The organism is Streptomyces mutomycini (assembly GCF_001700505.1).
Classification (GTDB): Bacteria; Actinomycetota; Actinomycetes; order Streptomycetales; family Streptomycetaceae; genus Streptomyces; species Streptomyces mutomycini.
The window spans coordinates 1-15,984 of the sequence record NZ_MAPV01000015.1 but is presented as its reverse complement, the minus strand read 5'-3'; the positions used below and the strand labels follow the sequence as shown (position 1 = coordinate 15,984).

General features: G+C 71.0%; 15 protein-coding genes. 10 read left to right on the top strand and 5 right to left on the bottom strand.

The genetic code is table 11. From position 1 onward, the window contains the following. Positions 1-8 precede the first annotated feature (8 nt). The 7 genes from BFF76_RS02035 (at position 9) to BFF76_RS02005 (ending at position 8,629) form a co-directional block, all read left to right on the top strand. Positions 9-1,130, top strand: a complete 1,122-nt coding sequence (locus tag BFF76_RS02035; RefSeq protein ID WP_065846904.1) for a substrate-binding domain-containing protein — start codon at positions 9-11, stop codon at positions 1,128-1,130. Positions 1,131-1,232: 102 nt separating this feature from the next. Then, a complete protein-coding gene (locus BFF76_RS02030; RefSeq protein ID WP_065846902.1) occupies positions 1,233-2,600 on the top strand; it encodes an ABC transporter substrate-binding protein in 1,368 nt (455 codons plus the stop codon). Positions 2,601-2,648: 48 nt separating this feature from the next. Next, positions 2,649-3,650 carry a carbohydrate ABC transporter permease gene (locus BFF76_RS02025; protein WP_065846900.1) on the top strand — a complete coding sequence of 334 codons (1,002 nt, stop codon included), beginning with the start codon at positions 2,649-2,651 and terminating at the stop codon, positions 3,648-3,650. Next, on the top strand, positions 3,647-4,522 hold the full coding sequence (locus tag BFF76_RS02020; protein ID WP_065846898.1) for a carbohydrate ABC transporter permease: 876 nt from the start codon (positions 3,647-3,649) through the stop codon (positions 4,520-4,522). The genes BFF76_RS02025 and BFF76_RS02020 overlap by 4 nt, the downstream gene beginning before the upstream one ends. 37 nt (positions 4,523-4,559) lie before the next feature. Then, positions 4,560-5,588 (top strand): hydroxyacid dehydrogenase, encoded by a 1,029-nt coding sequence (locus tag BFF76_RS02015; protein WP_065846896.1) that lies wholly within the window; start codon positions 4,560-4,562, stop codon positions 5,586-5,588. Next, the gene (locus BFF76_RS02010) at positions 5,585-7,480 is read left to right on the top strand and encodes a DUF2264 domain-containing protein (RefSeq protein WP_065846895.1); all 1,896 of its coding nucleotides are present in this window, start codon (positions 5,585-5,587) and stop codon (positions 7,478-7,480) included. The genes BFF76_RS02015 and BFF76_RS02010 overlap by 4 nt, the downstream gene beginning before the upstream one ends. A gap of 483 nt (positions 7,481-7,963) precedes the next feature. Next, positions 7,964-8,629: a fascin domain-containing protein gene (locus BFF76_RS02005; protein WP_065846925.1), complete on the top strand. Its 666-nt coding sequence runs from the start codon at positions 7,964-7,966 to the stop codon at positions 8,627-8,629. Between the two features lie 144 nt (positions 8,630-8,773). On the opposite strand, the gene BFF76_RS02000 is transcribed toward BFF76_RS02005, so the two are convergent. From BFF76_RS02000 to BFF76_RS01980, 5 genes are all read right to left on the bottom strand, one after another. After that, positions 8,774-9,415 carry a LutC/YkgG family protein gene (locus tag BFF76_RS02000; protein ID WP_065846894.1) on the bottom strand — a complete coding sequence of 214 codons (642 nt, stop codon included), beginning with the start codon at positions 9,413-9,415 and terminating at the stop codon, positions 8,774-8,776. Next, entirely contained in the window at positions 9,412-10,956 is a 1,545-nt protein-coding gene (locus tag BFF76_RS01995; RefSeq protein ID WP_065846893.1) for a lactate utilization protein B, read from the bottom strand. The genes BFF76_RS02000 and BFF76_RS01995 overlap by 4 nt, the downstream gene beginning before the upstream one ends. After that, positions 10,953-11,720: a (Fe-S)-binding protein gene (locus BFF76_RS01990; RefSeq protein ID WP_065846891.1), complete on the bottom strand. Its 768-nt coding sequence runs from the start codon at positions 11,718-11,720 to the stop codon at positions 10,953-10,955. Before BFF76_RS01990 ends, BFF76_RS01995 begins: the two co-directional genes overlap by 4 nt. 189 nt (positions 11,721-11,909) lie before the next feature. Next, positions 11,910-12,641, bottom strand: a complete 732-nt coding sequence (locus tag BFF76_RS01985; protein ID WP_065846889.1) for a FadR/GntR family transcriptional regulator — start codon at positions 12,639-12,641, stop codon at positions 11,910-11,912. Between the two features lie 81 nt (positions 12,642-12,722). Beyond that, a complete protein-coding gene (locus BFF76_RS01980) occupies positions 12,723-12,998 on the bottom strand; it encodes a hypothetical protein (RefSeq protein ID WP_065846887.1) in 276 nt (91 codons plus the stop codon). Positions 12,999-13,199: 201 nt separating this feature from the next. Between BFF76_RS01980 and BFF76_RS01975 the strand changes: the two genes are divergently transcribed. The 3 genes from BFF76_RS01975 to BFF76_RS01965 all read left to right on the top strand — a co-directional run bounded on the left by BFF76_RS01975 (position 13,200) and on the right by BFF76_RS01965 (position 15,926). Then, positions 13,200-14,153: a HAMP domain-containing sensor histidine kinase gene (locus BFF76_RS01975; protein WP_065846885.1), complete on the top strand. Its 954-nt coding sequence runs from the start codon at positions 13,200-13,202 to the stop codon at positions 14,151-14,153. A gap of 2 nt (positions 14,154-14,155) precedes the next feature. Then, positions 14,156-14,827 carry a response regulator gene (locus BFF76_RS01970; RefSeq protein WP_065846883.1) on the top strand — a complete coding sequence of 224 codons (672 nt, stop codon included), beginning with the start codon at positions 14,156-14,158 and terminating at the stop codon, positions 14,825-14,827. Between the two features lie 208 nt (positions 14,828-15,035). After that, complete coding sequence (locus BFF76_RS01965; RefSeq protein ID WP_079122288.1) at positions 15,036-15,926, top strand: DUF2510 domain-containing protein; 891 nt, start codon at positions 15,036-15,038, stop codon at positions 15,924-15,926. Positions 15,927-15,984: the final 58 nt, after the last annotated feature.

Sequence of the window (15,984 nt, the reverse complement as noted above, 5' to 3'; positions counted from 1 at the left end):
GGGCCAGCATGCGGGAGCCGGTCGAGCTGAGGCGGAAGCGCATCCTCGCGGTGGTGCACGCGCGCGGCGCGGTCAAGGTGAGCTCGCTCGCCGAGGAGCTGGACGTCTCGCCGGTCACGCTCCGGCGGGACGTCGAGGAGCTGGCCAGGACGGGGATGCTGCGGCGTGGTCACGGCGTGGTCCGCCCCGTGGGGGAGGCCGGGCACACGGCCGCGGTGCCTGCCGCCCGAGGCCGTGAACCGGATGCGGACAAAGGCGCGGTCGCCCTCGTCGTCCCGGAGCGGCATTCGTATCTCTACGAGACCCTGCACGGTGCCAGGACCGCCCTGGAGGAGGCCGGGACCCGGATCACCCTGTACATCGCCCCGCAGGCGGCCGGGGCCGAACGTCCCCAGGTGGAACGGGCCCTGGCCGCCGGCGTGCGCGGGCTGCTGATCGCCCCCCGGTGGCGCAGCGCCGCCGGCGAGGAGGCGGACTACGGCTGGCTCGCCGGGGTGGGGGTCCCGACGGTCCTGATGGAGCGGCGGCCCCGGCCCGGCAGCGCGCTGCACGCCCTGGACTCGGTCTGCTCGGACCACTGGTACGGGATCCACCTGGCCGTGGACCACCTGGTCTCGCTGGGCCACCGCCGGCTCGTGCTGGCCGCGAGGAACGACAGCCCGACCGCGCGCTCCATACGGGCGGCGTTCGCCGAGATCGCCGCGGCCCGGCCCGAGGTGGAGGACTGGTCGGTGGTGCTCAGCTCCCCGAACGCGGGCCCCGGGGAGCCGGGTGCACGGGAGCCGGTCCCGGATCTCACCGCCCTGCTGCGGGAGCGCGGGGTGACAGGTGCCGTCCTGCACGGCGACGAGGACGCCCTGATGCTGGTGCAGCGGCTGGCGGAGAGCGGCATCCGGGTACCGCGGGACTGCTCGGTGGTGGCGTACGACGATGTCGTCGCGGCTCTGGGCAGCACCGCTCTCACCGCGGTCGCGCCGCCGCGGGCCGAGATCGGCCGGGCGGCGGCCGAGCTGCTTCTGCACCGGCTGGCGGACCCGGCAGGTGCCACCGGCCCGGTGCGCCGGACGGAGCTGCTCCCCCGCCTCGAAGTGCGCGGATCGACCCAGGAGTTGCCTCACCCGGCAATCTGATCGTTTGAACACTTCAAGCTTCTTTTGATCGATCTATTGACCGCTATCGATCAGCCGATCAGTATTCCCCGTGTCTCGAATCAGGAGCCGCGGGAGGCGCACATGCCTGGTCGACAGAGCCGTCGATCCGTGCTCGCCACGATCGCCGCACTGCCTCTGACAGGCGCGCTCAGCGCCTGCGGAGGTGGTGGCGGAGACACACGGTCGGGCGGTACGAGCAGTACCGGAACAAGCGTGAGCAGCAGGACCGGCAGGAAGACGCGGATCACCTTCTGGTCCGCCCTGCGGGGCAGTCAGGAGGTCGTGGACGCCTTCAACCGCGGCCACGACACCATTCAGGTCGACTACCAGCAGGTCCCATCGGGGGCCCAGGGCGGTTACGCCAAGCTCAGCAACGCGGCCCGGGCCGGCAACGCCCCGGACGTCGCCACCATCGAGTACCCCCAGGTCCCGGGCTTCGCCATCGACGGGGTCTGCCGCGACATCACGGACCTGGTCGGCGAAGGGCTGCGCGCCAAGCTGCTGCCGCAGGCGCTGGGGCTGACCACCTTCGAGAAGCGGGTGTTCAGCGTCCCTCTCGACATAGAACCCATGGTGCTGCACTACCGCACCGACCTCTTCGAGCGGTACGGCCTCGCCGTCCCCCGGACCTGGGAGGACTTCGAGGACGCGGCGAGGACCGTACGCCGCAGGAGCGGTGACCGTCGGATGGCGCTGTTCCCGACGGACGGTGACACCCATCTCGCCGCGTTCGCGTGGCAGGCGGGGGCCCAGTGGTTCGACACCTCGGGCGGCGCCTGGAACGTCTCGCTCGCCGACGCGCCCACCCGGCGTGTGTCCGCCTTCTGGCAGAGGCTGACCGACCAGGACCTGGTCTTCATGAACGCGGTGGAGAGCCGGCAGAGCGATGTCCAGATCGGCAACGGTCTGGTGCTCAGCAGGCTCAGCGGCGCGTGGGACGCCGGTGCGCAGATGAAGGCCCGCCCGGGTCAGAAGGGCCGGTGGGCACTGGCGCCACTCCCCCAGTGGGACCCGGCCGACCCGGGTGTGGGGACGCACGGCGGCTCGACCTTCGCGGTCACCAAGGACAGTGCGCACCCGGAGGCCGCGATGGAGTTCATCGAGTGGCAGGTGTCCCATCCCGACGCGCTGCGTGCCCGGCTCTCCAGCGGTGCGAGCAGCCAGTACCCCGCCGCGCCCGGGCTCGTCGACGTGGGCCGCGAGGCCTTCGACCGCGCCTACTACGGCGGCCAGGACATCTACACCCTCTTCGAGCAGGAGGCCCGGAAGATCCGCGCGGGCTGGATATGGGGCCCCCGGATGACAGCCACCGGCAAGCTCATGAAGGACGGGCTGGCACGGGCGAGCGGAGGCCAGGGTTCCATCCTCGGGGCGGTCCGGGCGGCACAGGAGGGCACCATGCCTGACCTCAAGGCACTCGGTCTCTCCACCACCCGGCGCTCCACCTGACCGGCGATCCGCATCCCGTTCCCAGCAGCAGAGAGGCAGGTGACACCCATGACCAGCGCCACCCCCGTGTCCGTACCGACGGACGCCACCGCCCGTCCGTCACCGCAGAGCCCGGCCGCCGCCCCGCGGGCACCCAAGGCCAGCGGGTCCGCCCGGCGGCGTGAACTCGGCGCCTGCGGCGTCCTGATGACGCCGTTCTTCGCTCTTCTGGCGACCGTCTTCCTCATCCCGGTCGCCACCGCCGTCCATCTGAGCTTCTTCAGCGACGACCAGCCCGGCCTCGGCTTCGGACCCGAGCGGACGGTCTTCGCCGGGCTCCGCAACTACGCCGCCGTACTGGCCGACCCGACCTTCCTCGGCGGTCTCGGTGTCGTCGCCCTGTACTGCGTGGTCTACATCCCGCTGATGGTGACCGGCGCCCTCGTGCTGGCGCTGCTGCTGGACTCGGGCGTGGTCCGCCTGCGGGGCACCGTCCAGCTCGCGCTGTTCCTGCCGCACGCCGTGCCGGGGATCATCGCGGCCCTGATCTGGCTGTACCTCTACACGCCCGGCATCAGCCCGGTCATCGAACTGCTCGGCAGGGCCGACATCACCATCGACTTCCTCGGGGTGCACACGGTGCTCCCGTCCATCGTGAACATCGCGCTGTGGAGCAACCTCGGCTACAACATGGTCGTGTTCTACGCCGCGCTGCAGGCGGTCCCCCGCGAGGTGATCGAGGCGTCGGTCGTGGACGGCGCGGGCCCCGTCCGAACCGCCCTCCAGGTCAAGGCCCCGCTGGTGCGGTCCTCGATCGTGATGGTCGCGATGTTCACCCTCATCTTCGCGCTCCAGCTCTTCACCGAACCGATGCTGCTGAGCCAGTCGACCCCGATGATCAACTCACGCTTCTCGCCGAGCATGTACATCTACGACGCCGCTTTCACCCGCAACAACTACGGTCTCGCGGCCGCCGCCTCGGTCATCCTGCTCCTGTGCACGATCGCCCTCTCCTACGGCGTCACCCGCTGGACCAACCGTGCCAACGCCGCAGAGGAGGGTGCCCGATGAGCGCGTCGACCCTGTCCCGCCCCGCCTCACCCCTGCGGCCCCGGCTCCTCGGCCGGTCGGTCGTCAACCTCGTGGTCTTCGTCTCGGTGCTGTACACCCTGCTGCCGGTGCTGTGGCTGGTGCTCGCCTCCGCCAAAAACAGGGACGCCCTGTTCAGCAGCGACTTCCTGTCGCTGACCGACTTCTCCTTCGTGCAGAACATGAAGGACCTGTTCGCCATGGACGGCGGACTGTACGGCCGCTGGTACGGCAACAGCCTGCTGTACGCGGTGCTCGGCGCGGCGCTCGGCGCTCTGATCAGCATCGCGTGCGGCTACGCCTTCGACAAGTACCGCTTCGCCCACAAGGAGAAGCTGTTCGGTCTGGTGCTGGCGGCCGTCATGGTGCCGCAGACGGTGCTCGCCCTCCCGCTCTACCTGATGGCCTCGTCCGCCGGTCTCGTGAACACCTTCTGGGCCGTCTTCATCCCCGTCCTGTTCAATCCGTTCGGGGTCTACCTCGGCCGGATCTTCAGCCAGGGCTATGTGCCCGACGAGGTGCTGGAGGCCGCGCGGATGGACGGCGCGGGCGAACTGGCCGCCTACTTCCGGGTGGCGCTCCGCATGCTGGGACCGGGGCTGGTGACCATCTTCCTCTTCCAGCTCACGGCCATCTGGAACAACTTCTTCCTGCCCATGGTGATGCTCTCCGACCAGGATCTGTATCCGGTCAGCCTCGGCCTGTACTCATGGAACAGCTCCGCGTCCGTGTCGCCCGAGTACTACCCCGTCGTCATCATGGGCTCGCTGCTCGCGGTGGTGCCCCTGATCCTCGCCTTCGCCCTGCTCCAGCGTTTCTGGCGGTCCGGACTGACGGCGGGCGCCGTCAAGTAGCCGTGCCGCCCCGCCCGGACCACCGCACAGGAGAACCATGCCCAGCACTCCCCCCGCACACCGCCGGCCACGCGCCGCGCTCGCCATGGGAGCGGACGCCGCAGCCGCGGTCCTCTCCCCCGACTCCCTGGCGGCGCTGGCCGGGGTGTGCACCCTCGCCCCCGGGCCCGCGATCGACGACTTCGCGACCGAGGCGGCCCGGGCCGTACTCGCGGACACCGAGGTCCTGGTCACCGGATGGGGATGTCCGCCGATCCACGCGGGTGTCCTGGCCTCCGCGCCGTCGCTGCGGGCCGTCGTGCACACGGCGGGCACGGTACGCGGCCATGTCACCGACGCCTGCTGGGACAGGGGCATCGAGGTGTCGTCGGCCGCGGCGGCCAACGCGCTCCCGGTCGCGGAGTACACCCTCGCGATGATCCTGCTGTCCGGCAAGAGGGTCCTGGAGCGGGCCCGCGACCACCGGTCCGCCCGTGTGCGCGACGCCTGGCTCGCCACCCCGCCCGATGTGGGCAACTACCGCCGCACGGTGGGCATCCTGTCGGCCTCGCTGATCGGCCGGCGCATGATCGAGCTGCTGCGCCCCTACGACCTGCGGGTGCTGCTCCACGACCCGTACGTGTCGGACGACGAGGCCGCCGGGCTCGGCGTCCGCCCCGTGACCCTGGCCGGGCTCTTCGCGGAGAGCGACGTGGTCAGTGTCCACACACCGCTGCTGCCCGCGACCACAGGTCTGGTCAGCCGCGGTCTCCTCGCCTCGATGCGGCCCGACGCCGTTCTCATCAACACCTCCCGGGGTGCGGTCGTCGACCAGGACGCCCTCACCGACGTACTCAGGGCGGAACGGATCCGGGCGGTGCTCGACGTCACCGACCCCGACCCGCTGCCGGCGGGCCATCCGCTGTGGGACTGCGACAACGCGTTCATCACCCCCCATCTAGCGGGGTCCCAGGGCAACGAACTGCGTCGGCTGGCCGATCTGGCGGTCGGCGAGGTCGCCCGCTGGGCCGCCGGCGACGGCTTCGCCCATCCCGTACAACGCGAAAGGCTGGCATTCCTCGCATGACCTCCCTCCCCTTTCGGCTCCCCTCCGAAGACCGTGTGACGAGCCCGTACACCGGCTGCACCCGTGCCCACTGGGAAGCGGTGGCGGACGGCCTGCTGGACGCCGTCTGGAAGTGGGCGACCCCTGGCCGGGCCCTCCTCGACCTGCCGGGCCGCCCCTCCCGCTCCGGGGTCAGGTCCGACGGCCTGGAGGGCTACGCCCGTACGTTCCTCACCGCCGCGTTCCGGGTCGCCGGCGCGGAGGGCAAGGACCCGCACAACTGGCTGGAGCGGTACGCCGACGGGCTCACCGCCGGTACGCGGACGGCCGGGCGGGACGACGCCGAGTCCTGGCCGCTGATCCTGGACCACACGGTGTTCGGCCAGCCGATGGTGGAGTCGGCGTCGGTGGCGATCGGACTGCGGCTGACCCGTCCCTGGCTGTGGGACCGGCTCGACGCCGCCACGCAGGACCGGGCGGAGGAATGGCTGCGCGGCGCCCTGCGTCACACTCCCGCGCCCAACAACTGGTATCTCTTCCCCTTCTCCGTCGCCGGGTTCCTGGAATCGGTCGGCCGGGGCGACGCGGAGACGGCCCGGGCCAGGCAGCGGGCGCTCGACCTGCTGGAGGTCTGGTATCGCGGCGAGGGCTGGTACTCCGACGGGGACGGGCGCGCCTTCGACCACTACAACGGCTGGGCCCTGCACCTGTATCCGGTGCTGGACGCGTACCTGTCGGGCGACGCGGAGCTGTCCGCGCACTACGGCGCACGTCTGAGCGAGCATCTGGAGAGCTTCTCGCTGATGTTCGGCTCGGACGGCGCCCCTGTTCACTTCGGCCGCTCCCTCACCTACCGCTTCGCGGCGGGCGCGGCGGTCGGGATGGGTGCGGTGTCCGGCCACACCCCCCTGTCGCCGGGCGTATCGCGCCGGCTGGTGAGCGGCTCACTGCGGTACTTCCTGGAGCGCGGATCGGCCGGGGACGACGGCCTGCTGAGTCTGGGCTGGCACGGCCCGCACGACGCTTCGCTCCAGGTCTACTCCGGTCCGTCGTCGCCGTACTGGGCGTCGAAGGCCTTCGTCGCGCTGCTCGCCCCGGCGGAGCACCCGCTGTGGACGGCGGAGGAGGAGCCCGCCCCGAGCGAGGGCCCTGACCGGGTGCTGTCGCTGCCGTCACCGGGGCTGCTCGTGCAGTCGACGCGGGCGGACGGCATCGTGCGGCTGCACAACCACGGCAGCGACCACGTCCGTCCGCACGAGGGCGAGACGGCTGACGTGTCGGACCCGCTCTACGCGCGCCTGGCGTATTCGACGGCCACCGGGCCCACGTCGTCCGCCAACACCGCGGACAACCATCTGTCACTGCGGGTCGGGGGCTCCCGCAGCAGCCGTGTCCGGATCCAGCCGCTGGGCGCGGGCCACGGCGACGGCTGGGGCTGGGCCGCGTCCTGGCACTGCCCGGTGTTCCCGGACGGCCCGCCGACCTGGCCGGGCCTGCGGGTGGAGAGCGTCACCGTCGTCCTGGGCCGGTACGAACTACGGGTGCACCGGATCCTGGGCGCCCCCGCCGGGACACTGGCCGAGCAGACGGGCTGGGCGACGGACCCCGGAGGCGCGGTGCGTTCCGCGCTGCACGGGCTGCACGGCTGGGCCCAGCCGGAGGACGTGCGGGCCCCGCAGGGCACGGCGTTCACCCGGTGGGCGGTGCTCCCCCGGCTGGGTGCCGAGGTGGAGGGCACGGAAATGCTCGTGGCGCTGGCGTCACTCACGGCCGAGCCGGACCCTGCACCGCTCTCCACGGTCGTGAGCGGGGTGGAGGTGGACGGGGACACGATCGAGGTCGCCTGGGCCGACGACGGTTCGACGACCCGCATCGGATTCGCCCCTCTGGAGGTCACCCACGGGCACCGATGACCTGAGCCCGGCTCGACGGCAGTCGGCGGCAGCCTTTCGAGGGTGCCGCCGACTGCTTTCGTGCGAGGGACCGCGAGGCGCCGGGAAGGTGGACGCCTGCTCGCCACGGAAACAGAGAGCGTCACCCGCATGAACGGAGAACTGCGGAACCGGTAATGCAGTGAGACCGTTTCCAATACCCCGCAGAATCTCCTCAATTCATTTCCGGAACCCAGCTCACACAGATACGCTGAGGCCGCTTCGCCCATTGGCGCAGCGACTGCCGAAACGCCCGGGGAGGGGCGTGGAACGCAGCCTTCGGGGGTGTGAAGAATTCGGAGACGGCCTAGCCATGCGCGGGAACCGGTTGACAGCAGACGTCACCCGTCGGGACCCGCCGTTCATTCGGCGATTCTCCTGACGAGGCGACCGAAAGCCGTCGTGGACCCGTTTCCCAGGCCCCGGAATTCTTTTGACGACGAGTGAGGAATACCTGTGCGACGTATTACGTCAGTTTTTCTTTCCCTGAGTGCCGTTCTTGCGGCTTCCGCGGTGGCCTCGCCCGCGGCCGGGGCCGCACCGGCGGCCGACAGGCCGGCCGCCGTACCCAGCGGATGGGAGGCGGTGGACGGCACCGGCCTGACCCGCATCACCGGGGAGGCGGGCGCCCGTCAGGCTCCGTCGGCCACCGGTGACGAGGCCTCCACCGCGGCCGTGGAACCCGAGCTCCTGGCCCTGCAGTCGGCCCGCAACGGCCGGTTCACCGCGACCGAGGTGAACTACGCCGCCCCGAACACCGGTGTCCTGCGGGCCCGTTCCGCCGAAGTGGGCGGCGCCTGGGAGGGCTTTGCCTTCGAGTGGGACGAGGCTTCCGAGACGTACGCCTTGAAGTCACTGGCGAACAACCGTTACGTGGCGGTGGAGAAGAACTACACGGGCACGGCGCAGAACGTGCTGCGCGCCCGTTCCACGAGTGCGGGCGGCTGGGAGCGGTTCGTCCTGTACTACAACGAGCAGCTCGACCGCTGGGCGCTCCAGTCCACCCTGAACGGGCTCTTCGTCGCCATGGAGAACGGCTATAGCGGATCGCTCCAGTACGCGCTGCGCGCCCGTTCGACCGAGATCACCGGTTCCTGGGAAGAGTTCACCCTCTACGACATCGGCGCCTGACGCACGGCCGGCCCCTGGTGCCCGCGAGGGGGGCACGGGCACCAGGGTCGGGCACCCGTCCAGGGTCTTTCGTTCGGATCAGGCTGGATCAGGGAGCGGGGGCAGGCCCCGCGAGCCCAGCATGATCCGAACGCGAGGTCCTGGCTAGGCATCGGTCCGGATCACCACGACGAGGTCGCGGGGCCCGTGGACGCCTTCCACCCGCTCCAGTTCGATGTCGGACGTGGCCGACGGTCCGCTGATCAGGGTCGTCGGCCTCTCGGGCACCAGCCGGGCAACCGCCTCCGGGACACCTGCCACCACCGAGGACAGGTCGACGACGCAGACGTGCAGGTCGGGGACGAGGGACAGGGCGCGCCGGCCCTGGTCCGGTGATCCGTCCAGGAAGATCGTGCCGGTCTCGGCACAGCTGACGGCGGAGGCCGTCACCACGCCGTCCAGCGCGTCGAGGCTCGGTGCGGGGATGTCCGCCGAGTCCCGCTGGACCTCGCCGTCGTAGGCGGTGAGCCACTGTTCGTCCAGCCCGTCCGGGACGCCGATGCGCCGGGCTCCGCGCTCGCGCAGGACCTCGGCGATCACCTCGGCCGTGTCGTCCCCGGTGCAGGGGTGGACCTGTGCCTTGTAGTCGACGAGCCGGTCGGTCAGAAGCGCGAGGCGTTCGCCGTCCGGGAGGGTGCGGCCGGTGCGGTAGGCGCGGGGGACCGTGACCTCGGGGGTGGGTGCGAGGGCCAGGGCGTCCCTGATCCGGCCGAGCACCGTGTCGCGCGCGGTGGGAGAGGTGGTCACTGGTCCTCCTCGGGGGTCTCGGCCGTGAGCCGGGCGCCCTCGTCGGCCGCTGCCCGCATCGTCTCCGCCCCTTCGGCCGAGGCCAGCCAGGAGCGGAAGGACTGCTTGGGCGGGGCTGCGGTGTCGCGGCTGTCGCTCCAGCCGCTGAGCGGGGCGGGCAGACGCGAGATCGTGCCGTCTCGTCCCCCGACGACCCTGCCGAGGGACGCCGCCTTCTGCGCCGCGGTGAAGAGCTTCGGCTTGCCCATCACTCCGGCCGCGGCCTTCATGGCGAGCTTCTCCACCGTGGTGCCGGACTGTTCGGTGTGCTGATGGCGCAGTTCCACGAGCATCGAGGGGATGTCGATCTTCACCGGGCAGGCGTCGAAGCAGGCGCCGCAGAGGCTGGAGGCGTAGGGCAGCGAGCTGTTGGGATCGTTCTTCGCCGCGTGCATCCCGGCGAGCTGCGGGGTGAGGACCGCACCGATCGGGCCGGGGTACGTCGATCCGTACGCGTGGCCGCCGGCGCGTTCGTACACCGGGCAGACGTTGAGGCAGGCCGAGCAGCGGATGCAGTTGAGGGCCTCGCGGCCGATCGTGTCGGCGAGCGCGGCGGTACGGCCGTTGTCGAGCAGGATGAGATGGAAGTCCTGCGGTCCGTCGCCGGGGGTCACACCGGTCCACATCGAGGTGTACGGGTTCATCCGCTCGCCGGTCGAGGAGCGTGGCAGCAACTGGAGGAAGACTTCAAGGTCCTGGTAGCGCGGCAGGACCTTCTCGATGCCCATCACGGTGATGAGCGTGTCGGGCAGGGTCAGGCACATCCTGCCGTTGCCCTCCGACTCGACCACGGCGAGGGTGCCGGTCTCGGCGATGCCGAAGTTGGCCCCGGAGACGGCCACCCTGGCCGTCATGAACTTCTCGCGCAGATAGGCGCGGGCCGCTGCGGCGAGGTGGGCGGGCACATTGTCGAGATCCGGGTCGACGCCGGGGATCTCGTCGAGGAAGATCTGCCGGATCTCGTCGCGGTTGCGGTGGATCGCAGGCACCAGGATGTGCGAGGGCTTGTCGTCGGCGAGCTGCACGATGAGCTCGGCCAGGTCGGTCTCGTACGGGGTGATGCCGGCCGCTTCGAGGTGCTCGTTGAGGCCGATCTCCTGGGTGGCCATCGACTTGACCTTGATGACATCGCTGCTGCCGGTCGCCCTGATCAGCCGGGTGACGATCTCGTTGGCCTCGACGCCGTCGCGCGCCCAGTGGACGGTGCCTCCGCGCTCGGTGACCTTTTGCTCCAGCTGTTCCAGCAGTTCGGGCAGCCGGTTCATGGTGTCGGTCTTGACGGCCGATCCGGCGTCGCGCAGCCGTTCCCAGTCGGGGAGTTCGCCGGTGACGTTCAGGCGCTTGGTCCGGATGGTGCGCGTGGCCCTGCCGAGGTTGTGGCGCAGTTGGTCGTTGCGGAGTTCGCCGTGGGCCGCCTCGGGGAACGTCCGGTCGCCTCGCAGGTTTCCCGTTCCGAACGGGGAGCGGGGCGGGGCGGCGGGCATGCCGAGGAACGTGCTCATCGGGCGGCCTCCATCAGGGCGTACGGCGCGGTGCGGGTGGATCCGAGGATCTGGGCGAGGTGCAGGGTGCGCGTGCCGGACCTGATGCGGGAGAGTCCGCCGCCGATGTGCATCAGGCAGGAGGAGTCCCCGGCGGAGCACACGTCGGCCTTCGTCCCGGAGATGTTGCGCATCTTGTCCTGGAGCATCGCGGTGGAGGTCTCGGCGTTCTTGACGGCGAAGGTCCCGCCGAAGCCGCAGCAGGAGTCGGCCTCGGGCAGCTCGACCAGGTCGATGTCCTCGACGGCGCGCAGGAGCTTCAGCGGCTTGTCGCCGACCCGGAGCATGCGGAGGGAGTGGCAGGTGGGGTGGTAGGTGACACGGTGCGGGAAGTACGCGCCGACCCGGGTGACGCCGAGGACGTCCACGAGGAGCTCGGAGAGCTCGTACGTCTTGGCCTTGACGGTGGCGACCCCGGCGCGCAGCGCGGCGTCGCCGTAGCGCTCGGCGACGATCTCGTGCTGATGGCGGACCGAGCCGACGCACGATCCGGACGGCATGACGACCGCGTCGATCGAGGAGTCCCCGAACTGTTCGGCGAAGTTACGCACCAGCGGGACTGGTTCACGCTGGTAGCCGGTGTTGACGTGCATCTGGCCGCAGCAGGTCTGGTCCGGCGGGAAGACCACGTCGTGGCCGAGGCGGGCGAGCAGCACCGCGGTGGATTTCACCACCTCCGGGAAGAGTGTGTCTCCCAGACAGGTGGCGAAGAGTCCGATACGCATGGGGCCTCCTCGGGAAATTTATGGTCCGACCATACTAGCCTCAGTCCGAGTGGGGAAGCCTCCGGGCACGCCACGCCCGGTGGACGAAGACGGAACGGCAGCGGGGGCGGTGCACGTGCACCGCCCCCGCTGCCGTTCCGTCTTCGTCCCTGTCCGTCCGCTTCCCGTTCCGCGGCAGGCGTTCCGCCCCTACGGGGCGTCGTTCCCGTCGACCAGCGTGCCGTGCAGACCACGGATGTGTTCCTCGACCAGGTCCGCCGCCTCGCCGCCCCGCCCCTCGCGCACCAGCTCCAGCAGCCGCGCGTGCTGGGCGTTGAGCGCGCCCGCCGTCGCCGGCCAGTCGTCGGTCTCTTCCAGTGCGCGCAGGATGAGCGGGCGGACGGATTCGCGTACCGCTGACGTGAGCGTCGAGGTCAGCGCGTTGCCCGAGCTTCCGGCGATCAGGACGTGGAAGCGTGTGTCGAGGTCGTTGAATTCGGCAACACCCACATCCGGCTCCCCCATGCGCCGGACGAGCTCCCCCGCCGCGTCGAGGTCCTCGGCCCGGGCATGCCGCGCGGCGGCCTCCCAGCTGGACCTCTCCAGGACGACACGCGCCTCGAGCACGTCGTGCAGGCTGTAACTGCCGAGCGCGAAGTGCAGGCGCAGCAGACGCCCGAGCGCGTCGTCCGGGTTGCGCACGATGCGCGCCCCGGAATCAGGGCCCCTGCCTGGCTGGGCGACCAGGACACCGATGGTCTCCAGCACCCTCAGCGCCTCGCGCAGGGCCGACCGGCTGACGCCGAGCACCGGTGCGAGCTCCCGCTCGGGCGGCAGGCGGTCGCCTGCCTTGAGCTCTCCGGCGAAGACCCGCTCCTCGATGGTCTGGAGCACGAGCTCGTGGGTGCGGGACTGCCGTACGGGTTGCCACTCGACGGGCATCCGCTACTCCCTGTTCCGGGCGATACACATGACCCGACTATGTCACACAGGACATGTGGTCGGACCAAAGCCCGGGGTGGCTCAGCGGGGACGCGGCACGCCGCCCCGTCGCCTGCTCCGCTGCGGGTCGAGGAGCTGTCCCGCCATCCCGGCCACGACCAGCCCGGCGGCGATGAGGAGACCGTGACCGATGACGATGCCGGTCACCAGGCCGACCACTCCGACGGTGAGACACAGCCATGCCGGGCCGGGGCGGTGTTCACGCGGAGCGCCCCGGTCCGGGTCGTCGGCGCGTTCGGAGCGGTCATCGCCGAGCCGGTCCTCGATGCCGCGCAGCCGCTCGTCGTAGTGGGGCATGGTGGCTCCCTCCCGAATCGGAACTCTTTCGGTCCGACTCCATGGTCGGCGGGGGCGGGGGTCGCCGGACATCGGGGCTGACACCCATTTTCCAGGGGGTCCGCCATGCAGACGGGGCCGCGGACCGGGAGCGACGACGCGCGGTGCCCTGACCGGCGATAGTGGAGACAGTCGTACCCGTCCCAAGGAGGCCGTGCGGTCTTGTCCCTGTTCTGGCGCATCTTCCTGCTCAACGCCGCGGTGCTGGTCGCCGCCGGGGCCCTGCTCCTGCTCGGCCCGATCACCGTGTCCGCCCCGGTGGTACTGACCGAGGCCCTGATCCTGGCCGGCGGCATGGCCCTGATGCTCGGTGCGAACGCGCTGCTCCTGCGCCTGGGCCTCGCACCGCTGCAACGGGTCACCCGCGCGATGACGACCACAGACCTGCTGAGTCCGCGGCCGCGCCTGGAGGTCTCCGGTGAGGGGGAGGTCGCGGCCCTGATCGAGACGTTCAACAGCATGCTCGACCGGCTGGAGGCCGAACGCGCGACCAGCAGCGCCCGGGCTCTCGGTGCCCAGGAGGCCGAACGGCGCAGGGTGGCACAGGAGTTGCACGACGAGGTGGGCCAGACCCTGACCGCGGTCCTGCTGGAGCTGAAGCGGGTCACCGGTCACGCCCCGGAGCCCCTGCGCGAGGAGCTCGCCCAGGTCCAGGAGATCACCCGCGGCAGTCTCGACGAGATCCGCCGCATCGCGCGCCGGCTGCGTCCCGGGGTGCTGGAGGAGCTGGGGCTGGTCAGCGCCCTGACCGCGCTGACCACCGAGACACCGACACCGAAGGGGCTGACGATCAGACGCCGGATGGAGAAGGACCTGCCGCCGCTCGGCGAGGAGGCCGAGCTCGTCGTCTACCGCATCGCCCAGGAAGCGGTCACGAACACCGTCCGCCACGCCCGGGCCACCCTGCTCGAACTCTCCCTGCGCGGCAGCCCCGACGGGGTGGAGCTGCGTATCCGTGACGACGGCCGGGGCCTCGGGGACGCCACCGAGGGCGCGGGTCTGCGCGGCATGCGTGAACGCGCCCTCCTCATCGGCGCCACGCTCACTCTCGGTAGCGGTGCGACGGGCGGCACCGACGTACGCCTCGACGTGCCCGTACGGAACGGAAGCTCCTGACCATGCCTCACTCGCCCTACGCACCGGGGAAGACCCGCATCCTGCTCGCCGATGACCACGCCCTGGTCCGCCGGGGCGTACGGCTGATCCTCGACGGCGAACCGGACCTCCAGGTCGTCGCCGAGGCGGGCGACGGCGCCGAGGCCATCGAGATGGCGCGCGCCGAGCGGCCCGACCTTGCCGTCCTCGACATCGCGATGCCGCGCCTGACGGGCCTTCAGGCGGCCCGCGAGCTTTCCCGGGTCATGCCGGAGCTGCGCATCCTGATGCTCACCATGTACGACAACGAGCAGTACTTCTTCGAGGCGCTGAAGGCCGGCGCCTCGGGCTTCGTCCTGAAGTCCGTCGCCGACCGGGATCTCGTCGAGGCGTGCCGTGCGGCCATGCGGGACGAACCGTTCCTCTACCCGGGCGCCGTCACAGCCCTCATCCGGAACTACCTGGACCGGGTGAAGGACGGCGGCGACGTCCCTGACCGGGCGATCACCGAGCGCGAGGAGGAGATCCTCAAGCTGGTCGCCGAGGGCCACTCGTCGAAGGAGATCGCGGGCATGCTCGTGATCAGCGTCAAGACGGTCGAGCGTCACCGGGCCAATCTGCTGCAGAAACTGGGGCTCCGCGACCGCTTGGAACTCACCCGCTACGCGATCCGGGCCGGGCTGATCGAGCCGTAGGAGGACCGCGACCGCCGCCCCGCCGCGAGGTCGGTGCGACGGAGCGTGCCGGCCGCCGGAAGTCGCGGGCACGGAACACGTCCGGCAGCGCATGGAGTTGCGCCCGAGGACATGCGAATGACCGCTGCGGCCACGGCCTCCCGGGGACGCGACTACGACCACGCAGTGCGTTTATACGATTCTCACCCGGTGCGCCTACGGTGCTCCTGTGACCCAGACGACCCCGCCCGGCTGGCATCCAGACCCCGGGCACACAGGAATCGGCCCCCTCCAGGAACGCTGGTGGGACGGGAGCCGCTGGACCGACCAGCTCCGGATACCTCCCGCGACGGTCCGGCGCCGTCGCGTACGCATCGGCGCGGGCATCGCCGCCGGCGTCGTCGCACTCGCTGCCGTCGGTGGCGGCGCGTACATGCTGGGCGACAGTTCGGGCGACGGCGCCGACTCCGCGGCCTCGGCGCCCGCACCCTCAGAAAGCCCTCGGCTCCCCGGCGCGCCGGACGGCGGCGGGCAGGACGGCGGCGGGAGCCGGAGCCCCGAACAGCAGATGCCGCAGACGGAGGAGGGCTACGCCACCGACCTGGCCAGCGGGATCAGCATCCCCGTACCCGACGGCTGGACCGGTCAGTCCGGGCCGATCGGCGCCGGGGTGTCGACCGGCGAGCACGCCTGCCCGGGCGACGAGGCCGAGAAGTGTGTGCGCGCAGGAGTGTCCTCCGCACCGGCTCAGGCCCTGGAGATCGAGGCGACCACGGCGAGGGCCGCCGCGGAGGCCGACATCAGGACGAACGCCGAGGAGTCGTACGGCGAGAAGGTCTACGGCGGCATCACGTCGCACGAGGAGCTCAAGTCCGAGGCGGTGACGGTCGCCGGGCAGAAGGGCTACCTGGTGCGCTGGAAGGTGGTGACGAAGGACGGCGACGACGGATACGTCGAGTCGCTCGCGTTCCCCTCCCCCAACGCCAAGGACATGCTGGTGGTTGTCCGTTCCGGCTTCGACATCAACGCCGAGGCTCCCGAACTCTCGGTCCTGGACGACATCACCAAGGGCATCAAGAAGGCGGAGGGAGCCGGCTCCGGTACCGGCGAGACCGCCTGAGGCACCCGATCACGCCCCCGAGGCCGCACCGGACCCTTCCGGTGCGGCCTCGGGGGCG